The sequence below is a fragment of the Achromobacter pulmonis genome (genome assembly GCF_021733725.1).
Taxonomy (GTDB): Bacteria; Pseudomonadota; Gammaproteobacteria; order Burkholderiales; family Burkholderiaceae_B; genus Achromobacter; species Achromobacter pulmonis.
Genome location: NZ_JAIFOT010000001.1, coordinates 3,979,713 through 4,005,806, shown reverse-complemented (window position 1 = coordinate 4,005,806; position 26,094 = coordinate 3,979,713). Strand labels below are relative to the sequence as shown.

Genomic DNA, 26,094 nt, shown 5'->3' with positions numbered 1-26,094 from the left:
GTCCGCGCTTACTGCAAGGTGCGCGTGAAGACGAACTTGCCGTCGCGCCAATCCACCGGCACCACGTCGCGCGGACCGAACTGGCCTTCCAGGATCAGCCGGGCGACCGGGTTCTCGATCTGCTGCTGGATGGTGCGCTTGAGCGGGCGCGCGCCGAACACCGGATCGAAACCATCGCGGGCCAGTTCCGCCAGCGCGGGTTCGGTCACTTCCAGGCGCATCTCCTGCTTTTCCAGGCGCTCGGCCAGGCGGCGCAGCTGGATGCGGGCGATGGACTCGATGTGCTGCGCTTCCAGGCCGTGGAACACCACCACTTCGTCGATGCGGTTCAGGAACTCGGGCCGCAGCGTCTGCTTGAGTTCGCCCCAGACCACTTCCTTGACCACGTCGTACGGCTGGCCGGCCAGCGTCTGGATGTGCTGCGACCCCAGGTTGGACGTCATCACGATGACGGTGTTGCGGAAGTCCACGGTGCGGCCCTGGCCGTCGGTCAGGCGGCCGTCGTCCAGCACCTGCAGCAGCACGTTGAAGACGTCCGGGTGGGCCTTTTCGACTTCATCGAGCAGCACCACGCTGTACGGCTTGCGGCGCACGGCTTCGGTCAGGTAGCCGCCCTCTTCGTAGCCCACGTATCCGGGCGGCGCGCCGATCAGCCGCGCCACCGAATGCTTCTCCATGAATTCGCTCATGTCGATGCGGATCATGTGCTCTTCGGAATCGAACAGGAACTCGGCCAGCGCGCGCGTCAGCTCGGTCTTGCCCACCCCGGTGGGGCCCAGGAACAGGAACGAACCATACGGGCGCGACGGGTCCGCCAGGCCCGCGCGCGAACGGCGGATGGCGTCGGACACCAGGCGCACGGCCTCGTCCTGGCCGACCACGCGCTTGTGCAGGTATTCCTCCATGTGCAGCAGCTTCTCGCGTTCGCCCTGCATCATCTTGGATACCGGAATACCGGTGGCGCGCGACACGACCTCGGCAATTTCCTCGGCGCCGACACGGGTTCGCAACAGGCGCGGACGGCCCTCGCCGCCCTCGGCATCCTCGGCCGCCTCGGCCGCGCCCACCTCGGCCGCCTTCAGGCGCGCTTCCAGGTCGGGCAGCTTGCCGTATTGCAACTCGGCCAGCTTGTCGAACTGGCCCTTGCGCTGCAGCTCGGCCATTTCGGCGCGGACGTTGTCGATCTCTTCCTTGATGGCCTGGGTGCCCTGCACCGCGGCCTTCTCGGCCTTCCAGATTTCCTCGAAGTCGTTGTATTCGCGTTGCAGCTTTTCGAGTTCGTCCTCGATCACGCCCAGGCGGCGCTTGGAGGCGTCGTCGGTTTCCTTCTTGACGGCCTCGCGCTCGATCTTGAGCTGGATGATGCGGCGGTCGAGCTTGTCCATCACTTCCGGCTTGGAATCGATTTCCATGCGGATGCGGGCGCCGGCCTCGTCGATCAGGTCGATGGCCTTGTCGGGCAGGAAGCGGTCGGTGATATAGCGGTGCGACAGCTCGGCCGCGGCCACGATGGCCGGGTCGGTGATCTCGACGCCGTGGTGGATTTCGTAGCGTTCCTGCAGGCCGCGCAGAATGGCGATGGTGGACTCGACATCGGGCTCGTCGACCAGCACCTTCTGGAAGCGGCGTTCGAGCGCGGCGTCCTTTTCGATGTACTTGCGGTATTCGTCGAGCGTGGTGGCGCCGATGCAATGCAGTTCGCCGCGCGCCAGCGCCGGCTTGAGCATGTTGCCCGCGTCCATCGCGCCCTCGGCCTTGCCAGCGCCGACCATGGTGTGCAGCTCGTCGATGAAGACGATGTTGCTGCCGTCATCCTGCGACAGTTCCTTGAGCACGGCCTTCAGGCGCTCTTCGAATTCGCCGCGGAACTTGGCGCCGGCCAGCAGCGCGGCCAGGTCGAGCGACAGCACGCGCTTGCCGCGCAGGGTTTCGGGCACTTCGTCGTTGACGATGCGTTGCGCCAGGCCTTCGACGATGGCGGTCTTGCCCACGCCGGGTTCGCCGATCAGGACCGGGTTGTTCTTGGTGCGGCGCTGCAGGATCTGGATGGTGCGGCGGATCTCGTCGTCGCGGCCGATCACCGGATCGAGCTTGCCCTGGCGGGCGCGCTCGGTCAGGTCGAGGGTGTACTTGGACAGCGCCTCGCGGTTGGATTCGCCTTCGGCGCCGGATACGTTTTCACCGCCGCGCACGGCGTCGATAGCGGCTTCGAGGGCCTTTTTCTGCAGGCCCGCCTCGCGCAGGATGCGGCCGGCCTCGCCCTTGTCGTCGGCCAGCGCCAGCAGGAACAGTTCGCTGGCGATGTAGGTGTCGCCGCGGCGCGCGGCTTCCTTGTCGGTGCGGGTCAGCACGCCCTGCAGGTCGCGCCCGACCTGGACGTTGTCGTCGCCCTGCACCTGGGGCAGCGCCTTGAGCGCGGCATCCAGGGCCGGCTGCAGCCGGTTGACGGCCACGCCGGCGCGCGCCAGCAGGCTGCCGGCGCCGCTGTCGGGGTCGGACAGCAGCGCCGCCAGCACGTGGACGGGCTCGATGTAAGGATGATCGTTGCGGGCGGCCAGACTCTGGGCGTCGGCCAGGGCTTGCTGGAATTTGGTGGTCAGTTTGTCGAATCGCATAATGGTCGTTGAAGGCTTCGTTGGTGAGCCTGACCGATACGCGCCGGCGGGCTCGATGACCTGAATATGCGGCCAGATACGGGAATTTCAATACCCCGCCGGCCTCATGGTTTAGGGTGTATCGTCAAGGCGCGTCGTCCTTGTCCGTGATCCGCGTGCAGCAACAATCCGAACCATGAGCATATACGTTTTTGTCTACGGCACGCTACGCGCGGGCGAAATCAATGATCTGGCGCAAGCCGCGCGCCGCCGCGGCCTGCCGCCGCCACGCCACGTCGGCGCCGCCACCGTGCCCGGCGCCCTGGTCGATTTCGGCGACTGGCCCGGCCTGCTCCCGGTGCGGGACGGCCGCCGGGTGTTGGGCGACATCTACGCGGTGACGCCGGCCCTGCTCGGCCTGATGGACGAAATCGAGGAATACGTGCCGGGCCGGTCCGGTTGTTTCGTGCGCCGGCCGGTACTGGCCAGGCCGCTGCCGCCAGCCGGCGCGGCCCCGCTGGCCTGCCAGTATTACCCCATCGATCCGGCCTGGCGCGGCGCCGCGCCCGACGTCAACGGCGACGACTGGATCGCGTACCGCCGGGCCCGCCGCGCCCCTTCGGCGGCGCAAGATATCCCTGCAAACCCCCTCGTAAGACACCCGTAGTAACAACGGACTACAATGGGTACCTGTCTTCACGCTTTAAGCCCACCCCGGCCACCCGGCCAGGCCCGGGCACTGAAAAGGTCATCGTATGCAAAAACGGGTTCCCGTTGCCCCTGATGCCGCCCACTGTTCCACATGCATGCTGGGCCACGTGTGCGTCCCCGTCGGGATGGCAGCCGCCGAAGTCGAGAAGCTGGACGAGTTGGTGAAAGAGCGTGTACGCCTCGAAAAAGGCAAGACGCTGTATTCGCTCGACCACCCCCTGGATGCCGTCTACGGCGTGCGCTTCGGCAGCCTCAAGACGCAGCTTGAGGATGCCACCGGCCAGATCCAGATCACCGGTTTCCACCTGCCCGGCGAAATCGTCGGCATGGACGGCATGCTCGATGGCAAGCACGTCTCGGCCGCCGTGGCGCTGGAAGACTCCGAGGTGTGCGTGATCCGCCTGAACGAAGTCGACCGCGTGGCCGCCCACCTGCCCTCGCTGCAGCAGCAGTTCCGCCGCCTGATGAGCCGCGAGATCACGCGTTCGCACCAGATGCTGGCCTCGCTCGGCTCGATGCGGTCCGAACAGCGCCTGGCCGCGTTCCTGCTGAACCTGTCGCAACGCTATGCCTCGCTGGGCTATTCGTCCTCCGAGTTCGTGCTGCGCATGAGCCGCGAGGAAATCGGCAACTTCCTGGGCCTGACGCTGGAGACGGTCAGCCGGCTGTTCTCGCGCTTCGCGCGCGACGGCCTGATCCGCATCAACCAGCGCGAGGTGCGCATCCTCGACCTGCCCGCGCTCAAGCAATTGCTGGGCCACGAGGGCTGCTGACGCCCGCCCGCGCCATGCGCCTTGCGCCTGCCGTACCGCCGCATCCGGCACCGCGCCCGTCGCGCGCGCGCCGGATCCTGGGCGCGGCGGCGCTGGCGGCCCTGTTGCCCCTGACGGGGCATGCGCAGACGCCGCTCCCCGACCCCTACGATTACGACGAACCCCTGCCCGCGCCCAAGCGGGCGGTGGTGCCGCCCTGGCAGACGCTCGAACTGGGCAGGCCCGGCCACCGCTACAAGATACCGGTCTATGCTAACCGGAACCTGGCGCGCGGCGACCTGCGCGATATCAAGCAAATCGTGATCGTGTTCCATGGCGTTCGGCGCAATGCCGACGCCTATTACGAAACCGTTGCCACGGTGCTGGCCGCCAATCCGGCGCGCGCCGATGACACGCTGATCCTGGCGCCGCGCTTTGTCGGCGTGATCGACTCGGGTTTTGCCGGCATGGCCGCCTGGCGCAAAGCCAGCTGGGAGGACGGCGAGGACAGCGTGCAGGCCAGCGGCCGTCCCGCCCCGGTCAGTTCGTTCCAGGTGATCGACGACCTGTTGCGCACCCTGGATGACCGCAAGCGCCTGCCGTTCCTGGCCGGCATCGTGCTGGCCGGCCATTCCGGCGGCGGCCAGTTGGTGCAGCGCTATGCCGTGCTGAACGCGCTCGACGGGCCGCTGCGGCGCGATGGCATCGCCGTGCGCTATGTGGTGGCCAATCCCTCGTCGTATCTGTACCTGACCCGGGAGCGGCCGCGTCCCGACGGCAAGGGCTATGCGCCCTATGAACGCGGTATCTGCCCGACCTACAACCAGTACAAATACGGCACCGACAAGCTGCCCGCGTACGCCCAGGAAACCGACGATACGCGCCTGTTCATCCGCTACGCGGCGCGCGACGTGACCTACCTGCTTGGCGGGGCCGACAACAACCCCGAGCACCGCCTGCTCGACAAGACCTGCGGCGCCGAGGCCCAGGGAGCGACGCGGCTGGCGCGCGGCACCGCATACCTGCAATACGAGCGCATCGTCGCCGCGCGCGGCAACCGGCCGGTGCCGCTGCACCGCGCCGGCTTCGAAGTGACTGGCGTCGGCCACGACAGCAAACGCATGTTCGGCTCGGTCTGCGGCGCGCGCGCGCTGCTGGGCGACCAGGCCCAGGCGCCAGCCGGCGCCGCCCCCTGCGACGTCATCGCGCCCCCACGGAAATAGCCCGCGCGCCGGTCAGCGCCGCGCCCCGGTCAGCGGCCGCGCTGGCGCCGGCGGCGCGGGTTCGATCGGCGCGGCCTGCAACGACTGGAGCGCCAGCGCCGACCGGGCCTGAGCCACACAGGGCAGGATCCAGCCCTCGTCCTTCTCGTCGCGCGACAGGCCGGGCCATTCGATGCGGTAAGCGACCTGGCCTGCCAGCAGCAGGCACATGCAGGCGCGGCAGGTGCCATTGCGGCAGGAACTGGGCAGCTTGATGCCGGCGGCTTGCGCGGCCGCCAGAAGCGTCGTGTCGGCGTCGGCCTCGAAGCGCAGGCCGGCGGGTTGCACCAGGACAGGAAAAGCGGGCATGGCTGGCGGAATCAATCGGGTTTGGCACGGCGCCAGGGCATATCGGTTGCCAGGCGCCGGCGCGATGCGGCGGGGGCCATCAAGCGCAATGATCCTGCCAGTCGAGCGGCCAGGCGCCGGACAGCACGTTCTGCAGCCACAGCGTGCAGGTCAGGGTCTTGGCGTCAGTGACCTCGCCCTTGGCGCAGGCCGCGTACAGGTCTTCCGGCCGCGCGCTGAAAACGTCGAGGAACTCATCCTGGTCCAGTTGCCGGGGGCCGGCACGCAGGCCGCGCGCGAAATAGATGTGGATGATCTCGGTGGAATAGGCGATGGCCAGGTGCAAGGCGCCGGCGCGGGCCCACTGCGTGGCGGTATAGCCGGTTTCTTCCAGCAGTTCGCGCTTGCCGCAGGCCAGCGGATCTTCGCCCGGATCGAGCTTGCCGGCCGGGAATTCCGTCATGACGCGGCCGATCGGATAGCGGTACTGGCGTTCGAGCAGCACGCGGTCATCGTCGAGCAGCGGGATCACCACCACCGCGCCCGGATGCACCACGTATTCGCGCGTGGAAGTGTTGCCGTTGGGCAGTCGCACGGTGTCGTTGCGGACCTTGAGGAAACGGCCGTCGTAGGCGGCCTCGCTGGAGACGCGTTCTTCGAACAGGTGGGAATCGGGCTTGTCGGTCATGGCGGGCGTGAGGGGGGTCAAGCGCGGCCCCGCGGGGCGCGGCGCGAAGAGCTTGCAGCTTACCATCGCGCCCGCGGCCGTTGCGCCGCGCGGCAGGGCGCAGGCGCCCTCGCCGCGACAGCCGGTGGCGGCCGCCCGGCCAGCATGTGCGTCAGTCGAACTTGCGGCGAGCGTCCAGCGCCAGGCCGGCGCCGATGCTGCCGAACAGGTCGCCTTCCACGCTGCGCGCCTGCGGCACCAGCGCCGAAACGCAGTCGCGCAGCCGCGGCACGCGGCTCGAACCGCCGGTGAAGAACACGGTGTCCACATCGGCGGGCGCCACGCCCGCGTCGCGCAGCAGGGCGCCGACGGTCTGCTCGATCTTCTCGATCAGCCGCGCCACGCTGGCGTCGAACGACGGCCGCGTGACGTCCACGCCCAGCTCGGGCGCGATACGCGCCAGGTCGATGCGCGCCGCCGGCGCCTCCGACAGCGCGATCTTGGCTTCTTCCACCTGCACCGCTACCCAGTGGCCGGCGCGCTGTTTGACCAGATTCAGCAGCAGGTCGATCTTGTCGCGCTCGCCGGCCTCGGCGCGGATGTAGGCGAAATGCTCGGCGGCCTTGCGGGAGTAGGCCTGGTTGATGGTGTGCCAGCAGGCCAGGTTGCCGTACTGCGTGGACGGCACGTCCTTGCCGCTGCGCAGCTGGCTGCCCAGGCCCAGCAAAGGCATGACGTGCGCCAGGCTGAGCTGCTTGTCGAAGTCCACGCCGCCGATGTGCACGCCGCCGTACGCCAGGATATCGTCGCGCCGGTCCGGCTTGGCGGCGCGGCCCGGCCCCAGGCGGATCAGCGAGAAGTCCGAAGTGCCGCCGCCGATGTCGATGACCAGCACCAGTTCCTCGCGCTCGATCTGCGACTCGTAGTCGAAGGCCGCGGCCAGCGGCTCGAACTGGAATTCGATGTCGGTGAAGCCGACGCTGCGCGCGATCTCGCCCAGCGTGTCCTGAGCGGTCTGGTCGGCAGCGGGGTTGTCGTCCACGAAGAACACCGGCCGGCCCAGCACGGCGCGGGTGAAGTCGCGGCCGGCGGCGGTCTCGGCGCGGCGCTTGAGCTCGGCGATGAAGCGCGTGAGCAGCACGCGGAACGGGATCGAGCGGCCCTGGACTTCTGTGGAGCCGTCGATCAGCGAGCTGCCCAGCAGGCTTTTCATCGAGCGCATCAGGCGCCCGTCGTAGCCCGCCAGGTAGTCGGAGATGGCCGCCCGGCCATAGCTGACCTCGGCATCCTCGTCGTGAAAGAAGATGGCCGAGGGCAAGGTGGTCTTGCCGTCTTCAAGGGCCAGGAGCGCGCGCTGGTCGGGGCGGCTCCAGCCGACGGTGGAGTTCGACGTGCCGAAGTCGACGCCGCATGCGGTGGAAATCATGGAATTTCGGGGGCTTGAAAGCAAAACGGCGCACAAGTGTAGCCGCAACAGCCCGAAACGCCATGTCACCCCGGACGGCGTAGCGCCAGCGCCACGAAAGCCAGCGTGACCACGGCCGCCAGCAGTCCCCCGCCGAAGCCGGCGGCATAGCCCCGTGCCTGCGCCAGCCAGCCCGGCCGCTGGATGGCCGGGCTGGCAGCGGTCAGTACTCGGCGCGCACCGTCAGCATGAAGTTGCGCGGCTCGCCGTAGTAGTTGGTCCAGTTGGCGTCGTTCAGGCGCTGGTAGTAGACGCGGTCGAACAGGTTGTTGGCGTTGAGCGCCACGGTTACGTGCTTGTCGATGCGGTAGGCCACACGCAGGTCGGCCAGCGCATAGCCCCCCTGACGCAGCGTGATGGGCCCCGCCACGTTGTGGAAGCCCGACTGCACCTGCACGCCCCCGCCCACGCTCAGGCGCCGCTCGAGCGCCGGCAGGGCGTACTCGGTCCACAGGCGGAAGATGTGCTTGGGCGTGAAGCTGGCGTAGGGCTGGCCCTCGGCGCGTGTGTCCACCTGGTATTTCGTAGTGTTGAAGGTGTAGCCCGCCGCCACCGTCCAGTACGGCGTGATGGCGCCGGCGGCCTCGGCCTCGAAACCGCGGCTGCGGACCTCGCCACCCGCAACGGAGGGGCAGCGCCTGCCCGCGCACACCACTGAGGGATCGGCCTGGGCCCGGTTTTTCTGCTGGATCTGGAACAGCGCCAGCGACACGTTCAGCGCGCCGTCCATCAGTTCGCCCTTGACGCCGGCCTCGTAATTGGTGCCCGTGACCGGATCGAGCGCCTGGCCGTTGCGATCCAACTGGTCAATTTGCGGCATGAACACCTGCGCGTAACTGCCATACAGCGACCATTGCCGGTCCAGGTCGACGATCAGCCCGCCATAGGGTGTGAACTTGGCATTGATGCGCTGGCTCGCTTTGGGCGATTCCAGCCGGCTCCAGTCCGCGCGCCCGCCCAGCACCAGCGTGAGCGGATCGGCCAACGAGAAGCGGCCCATGCCGTACACGCCCTGCTCACGCGCCCGATTGATGCCCGCGGACGCGTAGGGGCCGATGTCATAGCCGGGCACGTCGCGCGGATGCCAGTTGAACACGTCCATCGGCATGTTCAACTGAGGACTGGTCACGTCGGCATTCAGGTTCTCGTATGAAGTTCGCAGCGAATTGGCGCCGAACAGCAGTTCGTGGCGCCGGCCGAACAGTTCGACCGGACCGCTGACGTAGGCATCGACGCTGGTCTGGCTGTTGTCGTACTTGATGCCGCCGCCGGACAGTTTGGCGCCCAGGCCGGTCTGGCGATCGATCCCGCCATTGACGGTGAGGTATTTCATTTCGGAATCGGAACGGAGGTGGTCCACGCTGATCCGTGCGCGCCACCCCTGGCCGAAACGGTGGTCCAGGTCCGCGAACACGCGCGTCGTGTTCCAGTCGGAGCGGCTGCCGGCCGACTCCAGGTTGACCGAGCGCCGCAGGCCGATCGGCGCGCCGTCCGTGTAACGCGGCAACCCGCCCATGCTGGATGGCGGATGCGAGCGCACGCGGCTGTGCTGCAGGCCGGCCGACAGCACGGTGGCCGGGCCCAGGTCGACCTCGCCAATGCCATAGAACAGGCCGGTCTTCTCGTTCGCGCTTTCCTGGAAGAAGCCGCGGTCGGCCAGGACGCCAACGACGCGGCCGCGCACACTGCCACTGCCGTTCAGCGGCCCGCCCAGGTCGACTTCGGTGCGATAGTTGTCCCAACTGCCGGCGCTGAGTTCACCGCCGAAGGCGAATTGCCGTTGCGGCCGCTTGCGCACCAGATTGACGGTGGCCGAGGGATTGCCCGCGCCATGCAACAGGCCGTTGGCGCCGCGCAGGATCTCGACGCGCTCGTAAATGGCCATGTCTTCCGGCGCGGCGGCCCGGTTGCCCATCATCGCCGGAACGCCGTCCTGCTCAAAGGATTCGATCTGGAAACCCCGCGCGAAGTAGGCGGTGGTCAGGTGATGGTGCGGCTGCACCGTGATGCCGGTGGCGTGCCGCATGAGGTCGTCCAGGGTATGCAGGTTCTGCTGGCGGATCTGTTGCAGGCCGATCACCGAAACGGACTGCGGTGTCTCGCGCACGCTCAAGGGCAGCTTGGCCAGCGTCGGTTGCGACGCGGAGCCGGCCTGGCGTTCGCCGCTGACCGTGACCGCCGGCAACGTGGCCGCGTCCTTGGCGCCATCGGCCAGCGCCGGCCCCGCCGCCAGCGCCAGCCACAGCGGCCAATGGCGTGCCGCCCGCGCGCGGCGCGCCTTGTTCCTGAACCGTAAACGCATGGGTACTTCTCCTTCTGTGAAACTGAGAATTATTCTCATACAATTTCACGGAGAAACCGCAACGTCTCGGCGTTTGTAAGACTCTTGCCGTGGTGATCATGCGCGGCGCCATGAACACCGGGACATGCGCCGGCTCGCGCACGGAGGGGGGACGCAGAAGACCGGCCCGGAGCAGACCGCGCGCGTGGCGCAGGCGTTCGGTATCGGCGCTGTCATGCCAACGCGGCGTTGCGCGCGGCGCGGCGCAGGGCCTGCGGCGGCTGGCCGTAGACCCGCAGGAAGGCGCGCCGCATGCGTTCGCTGTCCATGAAGCCGACGCGACGCGCCACGCTGTCGATGCTGCCGTCGCCCGCCTCGATGCGCGCCCGGGCCGCCTCGGCGCGGATGCGCTCGACCGCCTTGGCGGGGGTCTCGCCGGTTTCGGCCTTGAAGCTGCGCAGCAATTGGCGTGGGCTGACGCACGCCACTTCGGCCAGATGCTCGACCGTCAGGGCCGCGCCCAGGTTGGCGCGGATGTGTTCCAGCACCGCGCGCATGCGTTCGCTGTCGGGCGCCAGGTCCTGCAGGGCCGAGAACTGCGACTGGCCGCCGGAGCGACGGTGGTACACCACCATCTCGCGCGCGGTGACGTCCGCCAGTTCGGCGCCCAGGTCGGCCTCGACCATCGCCAACGCCAGGTCGATGCCGGCGGTAATGCCTGCCGAGGTCCAGGTGTCGCCGTCGCGGATGTAGATGCGGTCGGGTTCGACACGCACCGCCGGGTGATCGCGCGCCAGCATCGCGGCATGGCGCCAATGGGTGGTCGCGCGGCGGCCGTCGAGCAGGCCCACGCCCGCCAGTATCAGGGCGCCGGTACAGACACTGGCCAGGCGCCGGCCCGCCCGGCGCTGCGCCAGCAGCCGGGCGCGCAACGCGGGCGTGATGGCAGTGGCGCGTGCGCCCTCGCCGCCGGGCACCACCAGCGTATCGGCGGGCATGCCGCGCCAGGGCGATGTCTGCACGCCGATGCCGCAGGAACTGCGCACCAGGCCCCCGTGCTCGGATACGACGTGCACCGCATACGCCGGGCCGGCGGCGGTCTGCGCGAAGCGGCCCGCGGTCTGGAACACGGCGGCGGGGCCGGACAGGTCCAGCAGCTGGAAATCGGGCACCAGCAGGAAGGCGACGTGGTGGGTCATGGCAGCTTGGCGTTTTTTAAGGGATTTATGTCATTTACGCCATAGTGTGCTTCGGTACATTGAGGCCTGTCAAACCCGCCCTCCTCCTGCTACCTCATGTCCCTCACGCCCCCGCCCGCCACCGGCCGCCGCAACGCCCGCATCCTGGCCGTGTGCCAGGGCCTGTTCATCGCGGCCATTTCCATCGACCTGACCTTGACCGCGCTGACGGGCCACATGCTGGCGCCCGACAAGGCGCTGTCGACGCTGCCGTTCGCGCTGATCACGGTGGCCGGCGCCGTGGTCACCTGGTTCGCCTCGCTGCTGATGCAGCGCATCGGCCGGCGCAACGGCTTCGCGCTGGGCGCCCTGGCTGGCGCGGCCGGGGGCGGCATTTCGGTGTGGGCGGTGTTCCACGCCGATTTCTGGGCCTTCTGCGCCGGCACCGCGCTGGTGGGCGTGTTCCAGGCCTTTGCGCAGTACTACCGGCTGGCGGCGGCGGACGCGGTGCCGCCGGCGGCCAAGAGCCGCGCGATCTCGGTGGTGATGACCGGCGGCGTCATCGCCGCGATCGCCGGGCCGGCGCTGGCGGCCTGGAGCCGCGACCTGTTCGCGCCGGTGACGTTCGCCGGCGCCTACCTGATGGTGGCGCTGCTGGCGCTGTTGTCGGCCGCCCTGCTGTTCGGCTTCTATCGCGATGCCGACGCGCCGGTGGCGGCCGGCGAGATCCAGGCCGGCCTGCCGCCGCGGCCGCTGCGCACCGTGGCGCGCCAGCCGGTGTTCATCGCCGCGCTGGCCAACAACGTGGTGGGGTCGGTGTCGATGATGTTCATCATGACCGCCGCGCCACTGGCGGCGGTGGCCTGCAGCCACAGCATCGGCGACGGCGCCAACATCATGCAGTGGCACCTGGTCGGCATGTATGCGCCGGCCTTCTTCGCCGGCGCGCTGATCCAGCGCTTCGGCCTGCCCAAGGTGCTGGGCGCGGGCATGCTGTTGAACGTGGCCTGCGCGCTGATCGCGATGTCATCGCCGTCGCTGCCGGCGTTCTACGCCGCGCTGTTCTGCCTGGGGGTGGGGTGGAATTTCATGTTCGTCGGCGGCACCACGCTGCTGGCGCAGTCGTACCGCCCGTCCGAACGGGCGCGCGCCCAGGGCGCGGCCGAGATGTTGCGTTATGCGGCGACCGCCGTAGCGACGCTGGCGGCCGGACCGGCCCTGGACGCGTTCGGCTGGGAAGCGCTGAATGCCGCCATGCTGCCGGTGGTGCTGGCGGCCGGCCTGATGACCTGGCACTGGGCGCGCGGGTCGGTCCGCAACGCCACTGCGGCCGGCGCGGCCTGACGTCGGCGCGGCCACGGGCGGACGCGGCGCGCGTCTGCGCTCATTGCTGCCGGCGGCGCTGTTCCAGTTCGCGCAGGCACTGGGCGACGCCGGCCTGCATCTGGGCATTGGACACCGCGGCGCGGTCCGAGACCTCGCGGCAACGCGCGTATTCGGCCTGACTCGCGGGCGTGTCGCGGATCACGGCCGGGGCGGCCACATTCGGGTCGGGCGTGACGGTCATGCGCAAGGTGGACGGGGGCGACAGGCTGCCATCCTTGGAGCGCTGGCTGGGATATTGGAATTCCTGTGTGACCGGCGCCGCAGTCTGCGCCTGGGCCACGCCGCCGAGGCAGGCCAGAGCCAGCAGGACAGCGGTGAACGGGAGTTTCTTCATGAGCGACCTCTCTTCGTTGAACGCGCCCGCGCCAGATGCCCGGCCCGGTGACGCGCCGGTCTATCGTAGCCCCGCGCGCGGCCATGGGGCGTGCCAAGACGCTACGCCGGCAGCAAGATTTGTTTCTTGCGGTTTCCCGTGCGGACTCAGCGCGCCGCCGGCGGCTGGCGCAACGGCGCCAGCAGGGACGACAGGCCGTTGTGGTCGAGTTCGTGCATCAAGGCCAGCAGACGCCCCAGTTCTCCCGGCGGAAAGCCCTTGCGCGCGAACCAGGCCAGGTACGGCCCCGGCAGGTCGGCGATCAGGCGTCCCTGGTACTTGCCGAAAGGCATGCTGCGCGTCACCAGCAATTGCAACAGTTCCGGATCCATGGCCGCTTATCCTTCCTCGCCGAAGCGAATGTCGGCGGCCGGCACGGCGGCGATTTTTACGCCGAAGCTGACAATCGACGACAGCGTGGCGTTGTGGTGCGCGCGGATCTGGGCGCCCGACGCGTGCGGCTTGTCCTGGGTGGTGTGGGCATCGGCCGCCAGCGTCACCGGATAGCCTAGCGCCGAGGCGCGGCGCACGGTGGTGTCGACGCAGAACTCGCTCGCATAGCCGCACACCACCAGGTGCGTGGCACCCACCCGCGACAGCGCGTCGTCCAGGTCGGTGCGCAGGAAGGAATCGGGCGTGGTCTTGCGAACGCGAATATCGCCGTCGGCAGGATGCAGCCGCGTGTCGATCTGCCAGCCCGGCGCGCCATGAGCCAGCTTGCTGCCGGGCGATTCATGCTGCACATAGATCACCGGCACGCCGGCGGCGCGGGCACGTTCGGTAAGCTCGTCGATGCGCGCCAGCACGGCGCCGGCCTCGGCGGGCTCGGGTGTGGTTTCGAACAGGGCGCGTTGCACATCGATCACAATCAAAGCGGACTTCATGGTTCTCTCGGAAGGAAATGGCGGCTTGGCAAGGCCGGGCGCGCGGGAAGGGAAGGCAGGCCTAGCCACATTCGGCGCCAACCAGCGCGGGCGGCCAGATGCGCGCATACATCCAGAAATGGCGCGGCTCGCCGCGTACCTGACGGTAATGATGCAGCAGCCCTTCGCGGTCGAAATGGCAGCGTTCCAGCACGCCGGCCGACGCGGTATTGGTATCCAGCACCGTGGCCTGGACCCGGGCCAAGCCCAGCGTCTGAAAGGCCCACGCAGTGACGGTCTCGCAGGCCCGCGAGGCAATGCCGCGACGCCAGTGCGAAGGCGAAAGGTCATAAGCGATTTCGGCGCGGCGCGCGCCGGGCGCGATCTCGTTGAACCCGATGGTTCCGACCAAGCGGTCGTCAGTCTCGACGATCGCCAGGCGCATGCAATGACTGGCCACCGGGTCGGCATAGTCCTGGATCAGATCGGCCAGCACCTGCGCGCCGTCGATCTGCCAACTGGTGTGGCGGGTCACGTTGTCGTCACGCAGGTAGGCATACCAGTCGGCCGCATCGGTCTGGCGTAGCGGACGCAGGCGCAAGCCGGCAATATCCAGTTCGGGCGCGCATTGCGGCCAGTCGGCAAGAGGCAGGAGCATGGGGTATGTCGCAAGAAAGAAGCCTGCCGGCATGCGTTCGCACCGGCCAGGGAAAGCTTAACAGCCCCGCGACCGTCAGAAATCCAGCCGCCCCTTCAATTCGCCGAACGGCACCATGACGTGTTCGCGGTAGGCCGGACGTTCGCGCAGGCGCTCGTACCAGGCCCGCACGTGCGCCAGGGGCTCGTGGGCGATGTCCAGTTCGTAGTAGCGGTACAGCGTGGTGGCGGCGGGAATGTCGGCCAGCGTCAACGCCTGGCCGCCCAGATAGGGTTGCGCGGCCAGCACCGCATCGAGCTGGCGCAGGCAGGCATGGGTGGCGTCCAGGCTGCGCGCGATGGCGGACGGATCGCGCTGGGCCTCGGGGGTGCGGTAGTAGCCCCAGAACACGCCGGACAGGAAGGCCGGCTGCAGCGCCGTCTGGGCCCAGTCCATCCAGCCGTCGGCGCGCACGCGGCGCGCCGGGTCGGCCGGCCAGAAGGCCCCGGCGCCATGGCGCGCGGCGAGGTAGCGCAGGATGGCGTGCGATTCCCACACCACGGTGTCGCCGTCGCGCAGCAGCGGCACCCGCCCATGCGGGTTCATCCGCAGGAATTCGGGCGTGTCCAGCAGGCCGAATCGGCCGCCGGCGGGAATGTGTTCGTAGGCCAGGCCGAGTTCACCGGCCAGCCACAGCACTTTCTGCACGTTGAATGAACTGCGCCGGCCCCAGATTGTCGGCATGGCGATCACCTTTGTCCGGTCCGGTCCGGTCACGCGGCCACGACGATGCGCGGTTCGCAGTGCACGGGGAAGTTCATCGAGTTGGCGATATAGCAGAAGTGATGGGCGCGGGCGTGCAGGGCCTCGGCCAGACCGGCATCGCCACCGGCGGCGATGGTGACCTCGGGGCGCAGCGTGACCGAGGCGAAGGCGCCGCCACGCTGGGAATCTTCGCGCATGACGCCGTGCGCATCGTCGCGGTAGGCCGTCACGGTGATGTTCTCGACCGCGCACAGGTGCAGATACCAGAGCTTGTGGCAGGCCGACAGCGAGGCCACCAGCAGGTCTTCGGGATTCCAGCGTGCCGCATCGCCGCGGAACGCCGGGTCGGCCGAGCCGGCGATGTCGGGCTTGCCCGGCGCCTGGATCAGGTGGTCGCGCGCATACGCGGTGTAGCTGGCGGTGCCCTTGCCGGTGTTGCCGGTCCAGGTCACGCTGACGTCATAGTGGTGTTCGCCATTCATCGCGGCATCCTCGGTGTTCGCGCCAATGGCGCGCAAAGACGGGTAGCGTAGCGCAAGCGCGAGCGCCACGCCGGACGCTGCCGCGGCGCTAGGGCTTGTTCCCTTGTCGCGCGCCCATCAGCGAGCGCGACAGGCGGCTGGCCGCGGCGAGGATGGGTTCCTTCAATTCAAGCAGCACGCTCTCGCTCAGGCGCGAGATCGGTCCCGAAATGCACACCGCCCCCAGCAGCGTCCAATTGATGCCATAGACCGGCGCGGAGATGCTGGACACCTCGGCCTCGCGTTCGCCCAACGACACCATGTAGCCGGCGCGGCGCACCGATTCATAGGGTTCGCCCGCTTCACCGGAAAAAGCGAGCAGCACGCGGCCCGGGCTTCCCAGCTCCAGAGGCAAGGCCGCGCCGACGCGCACGTGGTGCCGGATCGACTTCGGGCCTTCGACGCGCGCCATGCAGATGCGCTGCTTGCCCTCGCGCACGTAGAACGTCGCGCTTTCGCCGGTCGCCGCCGACAGCTCGCGCAGGATCGGCTGGACCACCTCCGCGATGTTGAAGGTGGCCTGGTAACACGCGCCCAGCCAACCCGCGGCGCGCGCCAGGCGCCAGGTGCCGTCGGGCCGCTGCGCCAGGTAGTCGTCCAGCGCCAGGGTGCGGGCCAGCCGCAATACGGTGGAACGGTGGCAGCCGGTGCGCCGGCTCAGTTCCGCCAGCGACAAATGCGCGTCCTCCACGCCAAACGCTTCGAGGATGCGCATCGCGCGGCGCACGGCCACCACGCCCTCTTCGGCCGAGTCCACGCCAGATTCCGGATTCATATCATGGTTCGCCATACGCAACACGTTTCACTGTACGAACTCGTATTGTATTGGACGGAACACTCTTCGACAATTCGTCCACCAAAAACAAACATCGGAGACAAAACATGAAGCCGTTCGCGCGCTTGCTGTCGGGCCTGGCCCTGGTGTGCATGAGCAGCCTGAGTGCCGCCCAGGGATATCCCGACAAACCCATCCGCCTGATCGTGCCGTTCCCGCCCGGCGGCGGCACCGACGTGCTGGCCCGGGAAGCGGCAATGAAGGTGGCCGGCAACACCGGCTGGAACATCGTCACGGAAAACCGGCCTGGCTCGGGCGGCAACATCGGCGTGGACGCGGTCGCCAAATCGGCGCCGGATGGGTACACCCTGGTACTGGGACAGACCAGCAATCTGGCGATCAACCCCACCCTGTACGCCAAGCTGCCCTACGACCCCGAGAAAGACCTCACCGCCATCGGCCTGGTGGCCGACGCGCCGCTGGTCATCGTGGTGCCGGCCAACTCGCCGTTCAAGACCTTCGAGGACATGCTCGCGGCGGCCAAGGCCAAGCCGGGGTCGCTGAACTTCGCCAGCTCCGGCAATGGCACGGTGGCTCACCTGGCGGCGGTGCAGTTGCAGAATGCCGCGGGCATCAAGCTCACGCATATCCCCTACAAGGGCGCGGCGCAGGCATCCAACGACCTGATCGGCGGGCAGATCGACATGTATCTGTCGTCGGTTCCCACCCTTATCGGCCACGTGCGCAGCGGCAAGATGCGGGCGCTGGCGGTGACTTCAGCGCAGCGCGTACCGGACATGCCCGACGTGCCCACCATCGCCGAACGCGGCTTTCCCGGCTTCGAGGCCGTCACCTGGTTCGGCCTGGCCGCCCCCGCCGGCACGCCGAAGGACATCGTGCAGCGCCTGAACGCCGAGTTCAACAAAGCGCTCCAGACCCAGGATCTGCGCGTCAAGTACCAGGAACAGGGGGCGCGCGTGCTCACCGGCACGCCGGAGGCATTCGCCAAGCTGATCCACGACGACCGCATCCGGTGGCGCAAGATCGTCATGGATTCGGGCGCGAAGGTGGAGTGATCCTGCCGTGGCTGCCGACGATGCCTACTCCAGCGGTGACGCCCGGCCGGCCACCGCGGCTCCGCCCGGGGCGTGCGACTGCCACATCCACGCCTATGACCGCCGCTATCCGGCGGCGAGCGGCGCCAGGCTGCTGCCGCCGGACGCGTCGATGACGCAGTACCGCGCCGTCCAGGCCCGCCTCGGCACCCAGCGCGCGGTGCTGGTCACGCCGTCCACCTACGGCGCCGACAACCGCGCCATGCTCGATGCGCTGGCCCAAATGGGCGAACAGGCGCGCGGGGTGGCCGTGATCGACGGCAACGAAAGTGACGCGCAATTGGAAGCCTTGCACAGCGCCGGCGTGCGCGGCATCCGGCTCAACCTTTCGCTGGGGGTGACCGGCTCGGTCGACCAGATCCTGCCGCTGGCGGCGCGGGTGGCCCCGCTGGGATGGCATGTCCAGTTGCTGATGCCGCCCGATCGGCTGGCGGAACTGGATGGCCTGCTGTCGGCATTGCCGGCGCCGGTCGTGTTCGACCACATGGCCCGTATCGGTCCGCAGCAGGCCGGCGCGCATCCCGCCCATGCCCTGGTGCTGCGCCTGCTGGGCCAAGGCCGCGCCTGGCTCAAGCTGTCGGGCGGCTACATCGTCAGCCCGCGCCACTGCGTCGAGGACCCGGCGCTCGACGCCCTGGCCCGCAGTTATCTCGATGCCAACCCCGAACGCATCGTCTGGGGCAGCGATTGGCCCCACGCATCGGCGTCGGCCGGCATGCAGCCCATGCCCGACGACGCGCGCCAGTTCGACAGATTGGCCGAATGGACCGGCAGCACCCGGTTGCGCCAAGTCCTGGTGCACAACCCGGCGGCCTTGTACGGCTTTCCGGCATAAATACCAAAACACCGAGGAGACACCCCATGCATGCACCCTTCACCCTCTCTCGCCGGCGCTTCATCGCCGTTGGCGCGGCCCTGGCCGCGAGCGCCGCCTTCAGCGCGCGCGCCGCGCAGGATTGGCCGGCCGGCAAGACCATCACCTGGGTGGTGCCCTACCCGGCCGGCGGCAGCACCGACGTATTGGGCCGCGCCATCGCGCAACAACTGGACGCGCAGATGGCCACGCGCGTGATCGTCGACAACCGCCCCGGCGCCACCGGCACCATCGGCGCCGCCCGCGTGGCCCGCGCCGAGCCGGACGGCCTGACGCTGCTGGGCACCTCGATCGGGCCGCAGGCGATTGCGCCGCACATACTGGGCAAGCTGACCTACGACCCGGTGGCGGATTTCGCGCCCATCATCGAGGTCGGCACCATTCCGCATCTGCTGGTGGTGGGCAAGGAACAGCCCTTCCGCACGGTGGCCGAACTGATCGCGGCCGCGAAAAAGGCGCCCGAAAGCCTGGCATACGCCTCCGGCGGCACCGGCACGATCCTGCATATGCAGGGGGAACTGCTGCAGCAAAAGAGCGGCGCGCGGTTCCTGCACGTGCCGTACAAGGGCGACACGCCCGCGCTGCAGGACACGCTCGCCGGGCAGGTGCAGTTCGCGTTCATTCCCGCGGCGGCCGCGCTGCCGCATGTGCAGACCGGCGCGCTGCGCGCGCTCGCCGCCACGTCGGCGCGGCGGCTGCCTGCCTTGCCGCAGGTGCCGACCATGGCCGAGGCCGGATTCAACGATTTCGTGGTGGAGCAATGGCAGGCCGTGTTCGCCCCGGCCGCCACGCCCGCTCCCATCATCGCCCGGCTCAACGCCGAAATCGGGCGCGCCCTGCAAAGCCCGGCGCTGACGACGCTGGCCGATCAGCTCGGCATCACGCTGGCCGGCGGCACACCGCAGGATCTCGATGCCGTCCGCAAAGCGGACTTCGACAAATGGGGCAAGGTCATCCGCGAGGCGGGCATCAAGCCGGCCTGACCCTGCCTTCAAGACACTTACCTTCCACAGGAACATTCATGGCCAACCAGGACATTATCAAGGACTTCCCGCGCGTCGGCGCAGACATCGTGAGCCGCGCCGCCGCGCTGCAACCGGCCATCCTGGCCGATGTGGCCGGCCGCCGCGGCGCGCTGAGCGGCCGCATCCGCCCGCTGCATCCTGGCATGAAGCTGGCCGGCACGGCGCTGACGGTGGAAGTGCGGCCCGGCGACAACCTCATGATCCATGCCGCCATTTCGCTGGCCAGGCCCGGCGACGTGCTGGTGATCGACGGCAAGGGCGACCTCAGCTCGGCGCTTATGGGCACCATCATGATGAACGCCTGCCGCAAGCTGGGCATCGCCGGCGTAGTGATGGATGGCGCGGCGCGCGACGCGGTTGAGATCATCGAAATGGACTACCCGGTATTCGCCGCGGGCACCAATCCGAACGGCCCGACCAAGAACGTGCCCGGCCGCATCGGCCATCCGGTGTCGGTCGGCGGCGTGACCGTCCACCCCGGCGACTTCATCATCGGGGATGCCGACGGCGTGGTGGTGGTCGAGCGCGAGAAAATCGAAGGCCTGCTGCCCGCCGCCGAAAAGAAAGTCCGCGACGAGGCCGCGCGCATCGCCGCGATCCAGGCCGGCGACACCGAGGCCAAATGGCTGACCGCCGCCTTGCGCGCCGCGGGCGTGCTGAAGGAAGGAGAGTCGCTGTGAATCCGATCGCCGCAGGCAAGGCCGCCATTGTCGTGACCGCGGCCGACCTGGCCCCGGAAGCGGTCGCGCTGCTCCAGGATTTCAACCTGGTGTTCGCCGGCAAGACGCCCACCGAAGACGACATCGTGGCGTTGTGCCGTCAACACAACCCGGTCGCCATCATCGTGCGCTACAGCAAGGTCGGCGCCGCCGCCATGGATGCGGCGCCCGCGCTGCGCGTGATTTCCAAGCACGGCAGCGGCACCGACACCATCGACAAGGCCGCCGCCGCCCAGCGCGGCGTCCAGGTCGTGGCCGCGGTGGGCGTGAATGCCGCCGCCGTGGCCGAGCATGCGCTGGCGTTGCTGCTGGCGTGCGCCAAATCGGTCGTGGCCCTGGATGCGCGCATGCGCGCGGGCCATTGGGACAAATCGACGCACAAGAGCCTGGAACTGGACGGCAAGACCATCGGCCTGGTGGGCCTGGGCGCCATCGGCCGGCGCATGGCCGCCATGGCGCACGGCCTGAACATGCGCGTGATCGGCTTCGACCCGTACGCCGGCGACCTGCCCGGCTACATCACCCAGGCGCCGCTCGAAGCGATCTGGCGCGAGGCCGACGTGGTGTCGCTGCACTGTCCGCTGACCGACGGGAACCGCGGCATGATCAATGCCGCGACGCTGGCGCAGTGCAAGCCCGGCGTGGTGTTGGTCAACACCGCGCGCGGCGGCCTGGTCGACGAAGACGCGCTGTTGCAGGCGGTCCGCTCGGGCCAGGTGCGCGCCGCCGGCCTGGACAGTTTCGCCGTCGAGCCCATGACGGCCGGCCACCCCTTCCTGCAGGAGCCGCGCATCATTCTCAGCCCGCACATCGGCGGCGTGACCAGCGCGGCCTACGTCAACATGGGCGTGGCCGCGGCGCGCAATGTGCTGGATGTGCTGGCCCGCGCAGCCTCGCCAGCCTGAGGAGCCACGCCATGCCGCAACGCTGGAAGCACGCGCCGCCGGGCAGCAACTGGGGCGAATTCGGCCCCGACGACCAACGCGGCCGCATGAACCTGGTGGATCGCGCCAAGGTACTGCAGGGCATCGCGGAAGTCCGCGAGGGCCTGACATTCTGCCTGTCGCTGCCGCTGGACGTGCCGGGCGGCATGGCGCTGAACCCGCGCCGCCTGCCGCCGCAACGCTTTGCCACGCTGCGCGACGGCAAGAGCGCCGGGGCCCAGGGCTTTTGCTGGTCCTACGCGACGGAAGACCCGTTGCTCACCGACGTGGTGTGCGACGACGTACTGCTGATGAATACACAGTACTCGACGCAATGGGACAGCCTGGCGCACATGGGCAGCCGGTTCGACGCCGACGGCGACGGCCAGGCCGAGGCGGTGTTCTACAACGGCTTCCGGGCCGGCGCCGAGGTCCTGGCGGCCTCGGAGGACCCGGGGGCCGTGGCGGACTGGGCCCGCTTTCCCGGGCCCCGCGCCGACGCGCTCGGCATCGAGCAACTGGCCGAGCACGGCGTGCAGGGCCGCGCGGTGCTGATCGACCTGGAAGCCCATGTCGGCCGCACCCGCGCCGCCGTGGGCTATGACGCGCTGATGCGCATTCTGGAGGCCGACGGCGTGACCATCGAAGCGGGCGACATGGTGTGCCTGCACACCGGCTTCGGCGACACGCTGATGTCGATGAACCGCCAGCCCGACGTCGCGCACCTGCATGCCACCGGCAGCGGTCTGGACGGCGACGATGCGCGGCTGCTGCAATGGATCGTCGACTCGCGCCTGGCATGCCTGATTGCCGACAACCCCGCCGTCGAACTGGTGTGGCCGGTCAGCCTGGGCGGCCCGGCGACGCCGCTGCGCCGCCCGCGCCTGCCGCTGCATGAGCACTGCCTGTTCAAGAATGGCATCCACCTGGGCGAGTTGTGGTGGCTGACGCCATTGGCGCGCTGGCTGCGCGCCAATGGGCGCCACCGCTTCCTCTTGACCGCGCCCCCGCTACGCCTGCCGGGCGCGGCCGGCTCACCGGCCACGCCCATCGCCACGGTCTGAATCCCCCCAAATTCCCCATGGGCGCAGCCGCCGGCACAGGCAGCGCGCCCAGCCCCCCCCCGAGGAGACATCTCGTGAAACCGATCCGTCTTTTGCCGCTGGCGCCAGCGTTCTGCGCCAGCATCGTGGCCACGCAATCGCCCGACCGTCCGCTCAAGCGGGCGGCGCACCCACGCTGTCCGCGGCGCCGCCGAATTCCGCGCGGTCATTGACTGACCCGCAGACGGAACGCGCGGCCCGCACCCTGGCCGACGCCGGCATCCACAACGAATAACGCGGCGCCCTGCCGCGACCCCAAGGCAAACGGAGACCTGCCATGAAATTCAAGCTGTCCGCCCTGGCGGCCTCGCTGCTGCTTGCAGCCGGCGCCGCCCAAGCCGCCTATCCCGACCGTCCCGTGCGCGTCGTCGTCGGCTTCTCGCCCGGCGGCCCCACCGACGTGGTGGCCCGCGCCTTCGCCTCGTATGCCTCGCAGGCGCTGGGCCAGACCTTCGTGGTCGAGAACCGCCCGGGCGCCAACACCATCCTGGCCGCGGAGGCCGTCGCCAAGTCCGCGCCCGATGGCTACACGCTGTTGTTCGGCGCCACCAACCACACCATGATTCCGGCGCTCTACGCCGACCGGGTCCGTTTCGATGCGCTGAAATCCTTCACGCCGCTATGCGCGGTGGCGGTCAGCCCGACCGTGCTGGTCACCGGTCCCGCCCTGAAGGTGAAGACGCTGGACGCGTTCCTGGCGCGCGCCCGCGCCGAGCCGGGCCGCTTGACCTATGCGACGCCCGGCACCGGCAGTTCCGGCCACTTCGCCACGGCGCAGTTCCTGCGCCAGACCGGCATCCAGATGAATCACATCCCGTACAAGGGCGCGGCGCAGGCGGTCTCCGATCTGATGGGCGGCCAGGTCGACAGCTCTCTGGCGACGCTCGGCTCGGTACTGCCGCAGATCCAGTCCGGCAAGCTCTCGGCCCTGGCCGTGGCCGCGCCCCGGCGCCTGGCGCAACTGCCGCAAGTGCCGACGTTCGACGAGGCCGGCGTGCCGGGCTACCGCGCCGACGCCTGGTATGGCCTGCTGGCCCCCGCTGGCCTGGCGCAGGACGTGCGCGCCAAGCTGGAGCAGGTGGCGAGCGAGTTCTCGCGGGCCGACGCCACGATCAAGAGCCTGGACGCCCTGGGCATGCAGCCGCGCCAGACCTGCGGCGAGGCCTTCAGCACGCAGTTGGCCCATGAAGTCGATACGTACCGTAACCTGGCCGGCGAGCTGGGACTCAAAGCCGAATAACGCTCCCGCACCACCATAAGCAGAGGAAGACAGATGACTCACCATCCCCGAACCCGCTCCTGCCGTCGACGCGCCGCGCTGCTTGTCGCGGCCACCCTGCCGCTGCTGGCTTGCGGCATCGCCCGCGCCGCCGACCCCTGGCCCAGCCGCCCGGTGCGGATCGTGGTGCCCTACGGCCCGGGCGGCGCGGTCGACGTGGCCACGCGCAAGGTCGCGCAGTTGCTGTCGACGCAGACCGGCCAGAGTTTCGTCGTGGAGAACAAGCCGGGCGCGACCGGCACCATCGGCGTCAGCCAGGTGGCCCGCGCGCCGGCCGATGGCTACACGCTGGTGGCCAACGACACCACCTATTCGCTGTTGCCGCACATCTTCAAGCAACTGCCCTTTGATCCGGCAAAGGACTTGCAGCCCGTGTCGGCCTTCATCTTCGCGCCCATGGCGCTGGCGGTGGCGGCCGATGGCCCGTATCGCACCCTCGATGATCTGATAGCGCGGGCGCGCGCCAAGCCCGACACCGTCACGTATGGCTCGGGCGGCCCCGGCACTACGCCCCACTTCGCCGCCGAAGGGCTGGCGCTGGCGACCGGCGTGAAGTTCATGCACGTGCCCTTCAAGGGCGCCGCCGAAGCCACCCAGGCGGTGCTGGGCAAGGTGATCGACTTCCAATTCGCTTCGACCACCGGCCTGATGGGGCCGGCTCAGGGCGGGCAATTGCGCCTGCTGGCGGTGAGCGGCACCAAGCGGCTGCCGGTGCTTCCCGATGTGCCGACTTTCGCGCAGGCCGGCGTGAAGGATTTTGGCGTGATCAACTGGACCGGTTTGTGGGCGCCCAAGGGCACCCCGCCGGCGGTCACCGAACGCCTGCAGCGCGAGGTGGCCAAGGCCATGGCATCGCAGGAAATGCAGACCTTCGCCACCAAGATGGGCGCCGAGCCGCGCGCCGTCGACGCGGCGCAATTCGCCCGCATCCTGGCCGACAGCAGCACAATGTGGGGCAACGTGGCCCGCAGCATTGGCTACGACGCCAAGTAGACGCCGAGGAGACCGCATGTTTTTCCTGCAACCGCCCCAAGTGGCGCAACTGGACGCATGGACCGCCATGCCCGACCGCTTCCGCCGCCACCAGCGCAGCGACTGGGCCGACGCGAACCGCGGCGGGGCGCCGGTCGATTCGTTCCTGGAAGGCCCGGTGTTCGATCGCCATGGCAACCTGTACGTCACCGACATCCCCTGGGGGCGGGTGTTCCGCATCGGGCCCGATCGCCAGTGGTCGCTGGTGGTCGAATACGACGGCGAGCCCAACGGCATGAAGTTCCTGGACGAGCAACGCCTGCTGATCACCGACTACAAGAACGGCCTGATGGTCCTGGACGTGGCTAGCGGGCAGGTCGCACCCTACCTGGCCCGCCGCAACAGCGAGCGCTTCAAGGGCGTGAACGATCTGATCCTCGACGCGCAGGGCAATATCTATTTCACCGACCAGGGCCAGAGCGGCCTGCACGATCCCAGCGGCCGGCTGTACCGTCTGCGCCCGGGTGGCCAGCTCGATTGCCTGCTCGACAACGTGCCCAGCCCCAATGGCGTGGCGCTGTCGCCTGACGGCAAGGTCCTGTACCTCGCGGTGACGCGCGGCAATTGCGTCTGGCGCGTGCCGCTGATGGCGGACGGCGGCGTCAGCAAGGTGAGCCAGTTCTTCACCTCGTACGGTCCCAGCGGCCCGGACGGCCTGGCGGTGGACCGCGCCGGCAATCTGCTGGTGTGCAATCCCGGCCTGGGCTACGTGTGGCTGCTCAACCACCGCGCCGAGCCGGAGATCGTCTGGCGCAGTCCCGAGGGCATGTCGACCACCAACCTCGCTTTTGGCGGCGAGGACGGCCGCACGCTGTTCTGCACCGAATCGGTGTCGGGCACGATCCTGACCGCGCGCGCGCCACACCCCGGCCTGCTGGCCCGCGCTCCGCGCTGAAACGGTCGCGGCGCCGGGCCAGTTCGAACGGGGGACAAGCGCGGCGGGCCTGGGGCGCCCGCCGCGCGTGCCCTTACATCCCGTTTCAGCAAGGATGGGCTTGCGTCCGTATCGTGGACGCACAGCAACACAGGAGCTCGCCATGATGAAAACCACCCTGACCTGCACCCTGACCGTCGCCCTGCTTGCCGGCTGCGCCCCCTCCCGCCACACGTCCGCCGTGCCCGTGGACAGCCACACCGCGCGCGATTCGCTCGACTGGCCCGGCAGCTACGAAGGCACCCTGCCCTGCGCCGACTGCCCCGGCATCCGCACCCGCCTGACGCTGATGAAGGATGGCCGCTACGAGCGCACCACGCAGTACCTGGACCGTCAGCCGCAACCCGAAGCGGTGGCCGGCACCTTCAGCTGGGAGTCCGACGGCAGCACCATCCGCCTGGACGCCTCGGGTGACAGCCAGCGTTACTTCATCGCCGAAAACCAGGTGATCATGCTGTACCGCGACGGCACCCGCCCCACCGGGCCGCTGGCGCCGCACTACATCCTGCGGCGCGCGCACTAGCGCGCCGCCGCGCCGGCCGCCCGCAAGCCTCCCGCTTCCGGCTATTCTC

The 26,094-nt window shown here is 69.1% G+C and carries 27 protein-coding genes; 14 read left to right on the top strand and 13 right to left on the bottom strand.

Annotation, left to right across the window (positions count from 1 at the left end):
* Positions 1-8 precede the first annotated feature (8 nt).
* Complete coding sequence (clpB, locus tag K2W61_RS18445; RefSeq protein WP_175133933.1) at positions 9-2,615, bottom strand: ATP-dependent chaperone ClpB; 2,607 nt, start codon at positions 2,613-2,615, stop codon at positions 9-11.
* Positions 2,616-2,790: 175 nt separating this feature from the next.
* On the opposite strand from clpB, the gene K2W61_RS18440 reads away from it, so the two are divergent.
* The 3 genes from K2W61_RS18440 to K2W61_RS18430 all read left to right on the top strand — a co-directional run bounded on the left by K2W61_RS18440 (position 2,791) and on the right by K2W61_RS18430 (position 5,280).
* Positions 2,791-3,261 carry a gamma-glutamylcyclotransferase family protein gene (locus tag K2W61_RS18440; protein WP_236756280.1) on the top strand — a complete coding sequence of 157 codons (471 nt, stop codon included), beginning with the start codon at positions 2,791-2,793 and terminating at the stop codon, positions 3,259-3,261.
* Positions 3,262-3,349: 88 nt separating this feature from the next.
* The gene (locus K2W61_RS18435; RefSeq protein WP_236756278.1) at positions 3,350-4,078 is read left to right on the top strand and encodes a helix-turn-helix domain-containing protein; all 729 of its coding nucleotides are present in this window, start codon (positions 3,350-3,352) and stop codon (positions 4,076-4,078) included.
* Positions 4,079-4,092: 14 nt separating this feature from the next.
* Positions 4,093-5,280 (top strand): hypothetical protein, encoded by a 1,188-nt coding sequence (locus K2W61_RS18430; protein WP_175133930.1) that lies wholly within the window; start codon positions 4,093-4,095, stop codon positions 5,278-5,280.
* A 12-nt stretch (positions 5,281-5,292) separates the two neighbouring features.
* Here K2W61_RS18430 and K2W61_RS18425 read toward each other — a convergent pair whose 3' ends face one another.
* The 5 genes from K2W61_RS18425 to K2W61_RS18405 all read right to left on the bottom strand — a co-directional run bounded on the left by K2W61_RS18425 (position 5,293) and on the right by K2W61_RS18405 (position 11,219).
* Positions 5,293-5,628, bottom strand: coding sequence for a 2Fe-2S iron-sulfur cluster-binding protein (locus K2W61_RS18425; protein WP_175133929.1), 336 nt, complete (start codon positions 5,626-5,628; stop codon positions 5,293-5,295).
* A gap of 79 nt (positions 5,629-5,707) precedes the next feature.
* Entirely contained in the window at positions 5,708-6,295 is a 588-nt protein-coding gene (locus K2W61_RS18420; protein ID WP_236757020.1) for an NUDIX domain-containing protein, read from the bottom strand.
* A gap of 151 nt (positions 6,296-6,446) precedes the next feature.
* Positions 6,447-7,700, bottom strand: coding sequence for an Hsp70 family protein (locus tag K2W61_RS18415; protein ID WP_175133928.1), 1,254 nt, complete (start codon positions 7,698-7,700; stop codon positions 6,447-6,449).
* A gap of 202 nt (positions 7,701-7,902) precedes the next feature.
* The gene (locus K2W61_RS18410) at positions 7,903-10,041 is read right to left on the bottom strand and encodes a TonB-dependent siderophore receptor (RefSeq protein WP_236756276.1); all 2,139 of its coding nucleotides are present in this window, start codon (positions 10,039-10,041) and stop codon (positions 7,903-7,905) included.
* Between the two features lie 212 nt (positions 10,042-10,253).
* Positions 10,254-11,219: a GlxA family transcriptional regulator gene (locus K2W61_RS18405; RefSeq protein ID WP_236756275.1), complete on the bottom strand. Its 966-nt coding sequence runs from the start codon at positions 11,217-11,219 to the stop codon at positions 10,254-10,256.
* A 96-nt stretch (positions 11,220-11,315) separates the two neighbouring features.
* Here K2W61_RS18405 and K2W61_RS18400 point away from each other — a divergent pair, with 96 nt between their 5' ends.
* On the top strand, positions 11,316-12,542 hold the full coding sequence (locus K2W61_RS18400; protein WP_236756274.1) for an MFS transporter: 1,227 nt from the start codon (positions 11,316-11,318) through the stop codon (positions 12,540-12,542).
* A 40-nt stretch (positions 12,543-12,582) separates the two neighbouring features.
* On the opposite strand, the gene K2W61_RS18395 is transcribed toward K2W61_RS18400, so the two are convergent.
* The 7 genes from K2W61_RS18395 to K2W61_RS18365 all read right to left on the bottom strand — a co-directional run bounded on the left by K2W61_RS18395 (position 12,583) and on the right by K2W61_RS18365 (position 16,518).
* Entirely contained in the window at positions 12,583-12,918 is a 336-nt protein-coding gene (locus tag K2W61_RS18395; protein ID WP_236756273.1) for a hypothetical protein, read from the bottom strand.
* Positions 12,919-13,064: 146 nt separating this feature from the next.
* Positions 13,065-13,289: a DUF3820 family protein gene (locus K2W61_RS18390; RefSeq protein ID WP_175133922.1), complete on the bottom strand. Its 225-nt coding sequence runs from the start codon at positions 13,287-13,289 to the stop codon at positions 13,065-13,067.
* Positions 13,290-13,295: 6 nt separating this feature from the next.
* A complete protein-coding gene (locus K2W61_RS18385; protein ID WP_236756272.1) occupies positions 13,296-13,841 on the bottom strand; it encodes a cysteine hydrolase family protein in 546 nt (181 codons plus the stop codon).
* 61 nt (positions 13,842-13,902) lie between these two features.
* Positions 13,903-14,478 (bottom strand): GNAT family N-acetyltransferase, encoded by a 576-nt coding sequence (locus tag K2W61_RS18380; RefSeq protein WP_236756271.1) that lies wholly within the window; start codon positions 14,476-14,478, stop codon positions 13,903-13,905.
* Positions 14,479-14,553: 75 nt separating this feature from the next.
* Positions 14,554-15,201: a glutathione S-transferase family protein gene (locus K2W61_RS18375; protein WP_175133919.1), complete on the bottom strand. Its 648-nt coding sequence runs from the start codon at positions 15,199-15,201 to the stop codon at positions 14,554-14,556.
* A gap of 29 nt (positions 15,202-15,230) precedes the next feature.
* Positions 15,231-15,704, bottom strand: coding sequence for an OsmC family protein (locus tag K2W61_RS18370; protein ID WP_175133982.1), 474 nt, complete (start codon positions 15,702-15,704; stop codon positions 15,231-15,233).
* A gap of 88 nt (positions 15,705-15,792) precedes the next feature.
* Entirely contained in the window at positions 15,793-16,518 is a 726-nt protein-coding gene (locus tag K2W61_RS18365) for an IclR family transcriptional regulator (RefSeq protein WP_175133918.1), read from the bottom strand.
* A 107-nt stretch (positions 16,519-16,625) separates the two neighbouring features.
* Here K2W61_RS18365 and K2W61_RS18360 point away from each other — a divergent pair, with 107 nt between their 5' ends.
* The 10 genes from K2W61_RS18360 (at position 16,626) to K2W61_RS18315 (ending at position 26,045) form a co-directional block, all read left to right on the top strand.
* Positions 16,626-17,594 (top strand): Bug family tripartite tricarboxylate transporter substrate binding protein, encoded by a 969-nt coding sequence (locus K2W61_RS18360; protein WP_175140582.1) that lies wholly within the window; start codon positions 16,626-16,628, stop codon positions 17,592-17,594.
* A gap of 7 nt (positions 17,595-17,601) precedes the next feature.
* Positions 17,602-18,468: an amidohydrolase family protein gene (locus tag K2W61_RS18355; RefSeq protein ID WP_236756270.1), complete on the top strand. Its 867-nt coding sequence runs from the start codon at positions 17,602-17,604 to the stop codon at positions 18,466-18,468.
* 26 nt (positions 18,469-18,494) lie between these two features.
* Positions 18,495-19,490, top strand: a complete 996-nt coding sequence (locus K2W61_RS18350) for a Bug family tripartite tricarboxylate transporter substrate binding protein (RefSeq protein ID WP_236756268.1) — start codon at positions 18,495-18,497, stop codon at positions 19,488-19,490.
* Positions 19,491-19,528: 38 nt separating this feature from the next.
* The gene (locus tag K2W61_RS18345; protein WP_175133914.1) at positions 19,529-20,212 is read left to right on the top strand and encodes an RraA family protein; all 684 of its coding nucleotides are present in this window, start codon (positions 19,529-19,531) and stop codon (positions 20,210-20,212) included.
* A complete protein-coding gene (locus tag K2W61_RS18340) occupies positions 20,209-21,156 on the top strand; it encodes an NAD(P)-dependent oxidoreductase (protein ID WP_419761606.1) in 948 nt (315 codons plus the stop codon). The genes K2W61_RS18345 and K2W61_RS18340 overlap by 4 nt, the downstream gene beginning before the upstream one ends.
* 11 nt (positions 21,157-21,167) lie before the next feature.
* Complete coding sequence (locus K2W61_RS18335; RefSeq protein WP_236756267.1) at positions 21,168-22,238, top strand: cyclase family protein; 1,071 nt, start codon at positions 21,168-21,170, stop codon at positions 22,236-22,238.
* A 316-nt stretch (positions 22,239-22,554) separates the two neighbouring features.
* Positions 22,555-23,517, top strand: coding sequence for a Bug family tripartite tricarboxylate transporter substrate binding protein (locus tag K2W61_RS18330; protein ID WP_175133912.1), 963 nt, complete (start codon positions 22,555-22,557; stop codon positions 23,515-23,517).
* A gap of 33 nt (positions 23,518-23,550) precedes the next feature.
* A complete protein-coding gene (locus K2W61_RS18325; RefSeq protein ID WP_175133911.1) occupies positions 23,551-24,549 on the top strand; it encodes a Bug family tripartite tricarboxylate transporter substrate binding protein in 999 nt (332 codons plus the stop codon).
* Positions 24,550-24,565: 16 nt separating this feature from the next.
* Complete coding sequence (locus tag K2W61_RS18320) at positions 24,566-25,483, top strand: SMP-30/gluconolactonase/LRE family protein (protein WP_175133910.1); 918 nt, start codon at positions 24,566-24,568, stop codon at positions 25,481-25,483.
* A 142-nt stretch (positions 25,484-25,625) separates the two neighbouring features.
* Positions 25,626-26,045, top strand: coding sequence for a copper resistance protein NlpE (locus tag K2W61_RS18315; protein WP_175133909.1), 420 nt, complete (start codon positions 25,626-25,628; stop codon positions 26,043-26,045).
* The last annotated feature ends 49 nt before the right edge of the window (positions 26,046-26,094 follow it).

What these genes read in the sequence shown, in the direction of transcription:
- K2W61_RS18400 (WP_236756274.1), top strand. Translation starts at nt 11,316, where the DNA reads ATGTCCCTCACGCCCCCGCCCGCCACCGGCCGCCGCAACGCCCGCATC.
- K2W61_RS18315 (WP_175133909.1), top strand. Translation starts at nt 25,626, where the DNA reads ATGATGAAAACCACCCTGACCTGCACCCTGACCGTCGCCCTGCTTGCC.
- K2W61_RS18365 (WP_175133918.1), bottom strand. Translation starts at nt 16,518, where the DNA reads ATGAATCCGGAATCTGGCGTGGACTCGGCCGAAGAGGGCGTGGTGGCC.
- K2W61_RS18385 (WP_236756272.1), bottom strand. Translation starts at nt 13,841, where the DNA reads ATGAAGTCCGCTTTGATTGTGATCGATGTGCAACGCGCCCTGTTCGAA.
- K2W61_RS18405 (WP_236756275.1), bottom strand. Translation starts at nt 11,219, where the DNA reads ATGACCCACCACGTCGCCTTCCTGCTGGTGCCCGATTTCCAGCTGCTG.
- K2W61_RS18425 (WP_175133929.1), bottom strand. Translation starts at nt 5,628, where the DNA reads ATGCCCGCTTTTCCTGTCCTGGTGCAACCCGCCGGCCTGCGCTTCGAG.
- K2W61_RS18395 (WP_236756273.1), bottom strand. Translation starts at nt 12,918, where the DNA reads ATGAAGAAACTCCCGTTCACCGCTGTCCTGCTGGCTCTGGCCTGCCTC.
- K2W61_RS18335 (WP_236756267.1), top strand. Translation starts at nt 21,168, where the DNA reads ATGCCGCAACGCTGGAAGCACGCGCCGCCGGGCAGCAACTGGGGCGAA.
- K2W61_RS18360 (WP_175140582.1), top strand. Translation starts at nt 16,626, where the DNA reads ATGAAGCCGTTCGCGCGCTTGCTGTCGGGCCTGGCCCTGGTGTGCATG.
- K2W61_RS18350 (WP_236756268.1), top strand. Translation starts at nt 18,495, where the DNA reads ATGCATGCACCCTTCACCCTCTCTCGCCGGCGCTTCATCGCCGTTGGC.
- K2W61_RS18320 (WP_175133910.1), top strand. Translation starts at nt 24,566, where the DNA reads ATGTTTTTCCTGCAACCGCCCCAAGTGGCGCAACTGGACGCATGGACC.
- clpB (WP_175133933.1), bottom strand. Translation starts at nt 2,615, where the DNA reads ATGCGATTCGACAAACTGACCACCAAATTCCAGCAAGCCCTGGCCGAC.
- K2W61_RS18415 (WP_175133928.1), bottom strand. Translation starts at nt 7,700, where the DNA reads ATGATTTCCACCGCATGCGGCGTCGACTTCGGCACGTCGAACTCCACC.
- K2W61_RS18440 (WP_236756280.1), top strand. Translation starts at nt 2,791, where the DNA reads ATGAGCATATACGTTTTTGTCTACGGCACGCTACGCGCGGGCGAAATC.
- K2W61_RS18420 (WP_236757020.1), bottom strand. Translation starts at nt 6,295, where the DNA reads ATGACCGACAAGCCCGATTCCCACCTGTTCGAAGAACGCGTCTCCAGC.
- K2W61_RS18410 (WP_236756276.1), bottom strand. Translation starts at nt 10,041, where the DNA reads ATGCGTTTACGGTTCAGGAACAAGGCGCGCCGCGCGCGGGCGGCACGC.
- K2W61_RS18435 (WP_236756278.1), top strand. Translation starts at nt 3,350, where the DNA reads ATGCAAAAACGGGTTCCCGTTGCCCCTGATGCCGCCCACTGTTCCACA.
- K2W61_RS18430 (WP_175133930.1), top strand. Translation starts at nt 4,093, where the DNA reads ATGCGCCTTGCGCCTGCCGTACCGCCGCATCCGGCACCGCGCCCGTCG.
- K2W61_RS18375 (WP_175133919.1), bottom strand. Translation starts at nt 15,201, where the DNA reads ATGCCGACAATCTGGGGCCGGCGCAGTTCATTCAACGTGCAGAAAGTG.
- K2W61_RS18380 (WP_236756271.1), bottom strand. Translation starts at nt 14,478, where the DNA reads ATGCTCCTGCCTCTTGCCGACTGGCCGCAATGCGCGCCCGAACTGGAT.
- K2W61_RS18345 (WP_175133914.1), top strand. Translation starts at nt 19,529, where the DNA reads ATGGCCAACCAGGACATTATCAAGGACTTCCCGCGCGTCGGCGCAGAC.
- K2W61_RS18330 (WP_175133912.1), top strand. Translation starts at nt 22,555, where the DNA reads ATGAAATTCAAGCTGTCCGCCCTGGCGGCCTCGCTGCTGCTTGCAGCC.
- K2W61_RS18370 (WP_175133982.1), bottom strand. Translation starts at nt 15,704, where the DNA reads ATGAATGGCGAACACCACTATGACGTCAGCGTGACCTGGACCGGCAAC.
- K2W61_RS18390 (WP_175133922.1), bottom strand. Translation starts at nt 13,289, where the DNA reads ATGGATCCGGAACTGTTGCAATTGCTGGTGACGCGCAGCATGCCTTTC.
- K2W61_RS18325 (WP_175133911.1), top strand. Translation starts at nt 23,551, where the DNA reads ATGACTCACCATCCCCGAACCCGCTCCTGCCGTCGACGCGCCGCGCTG.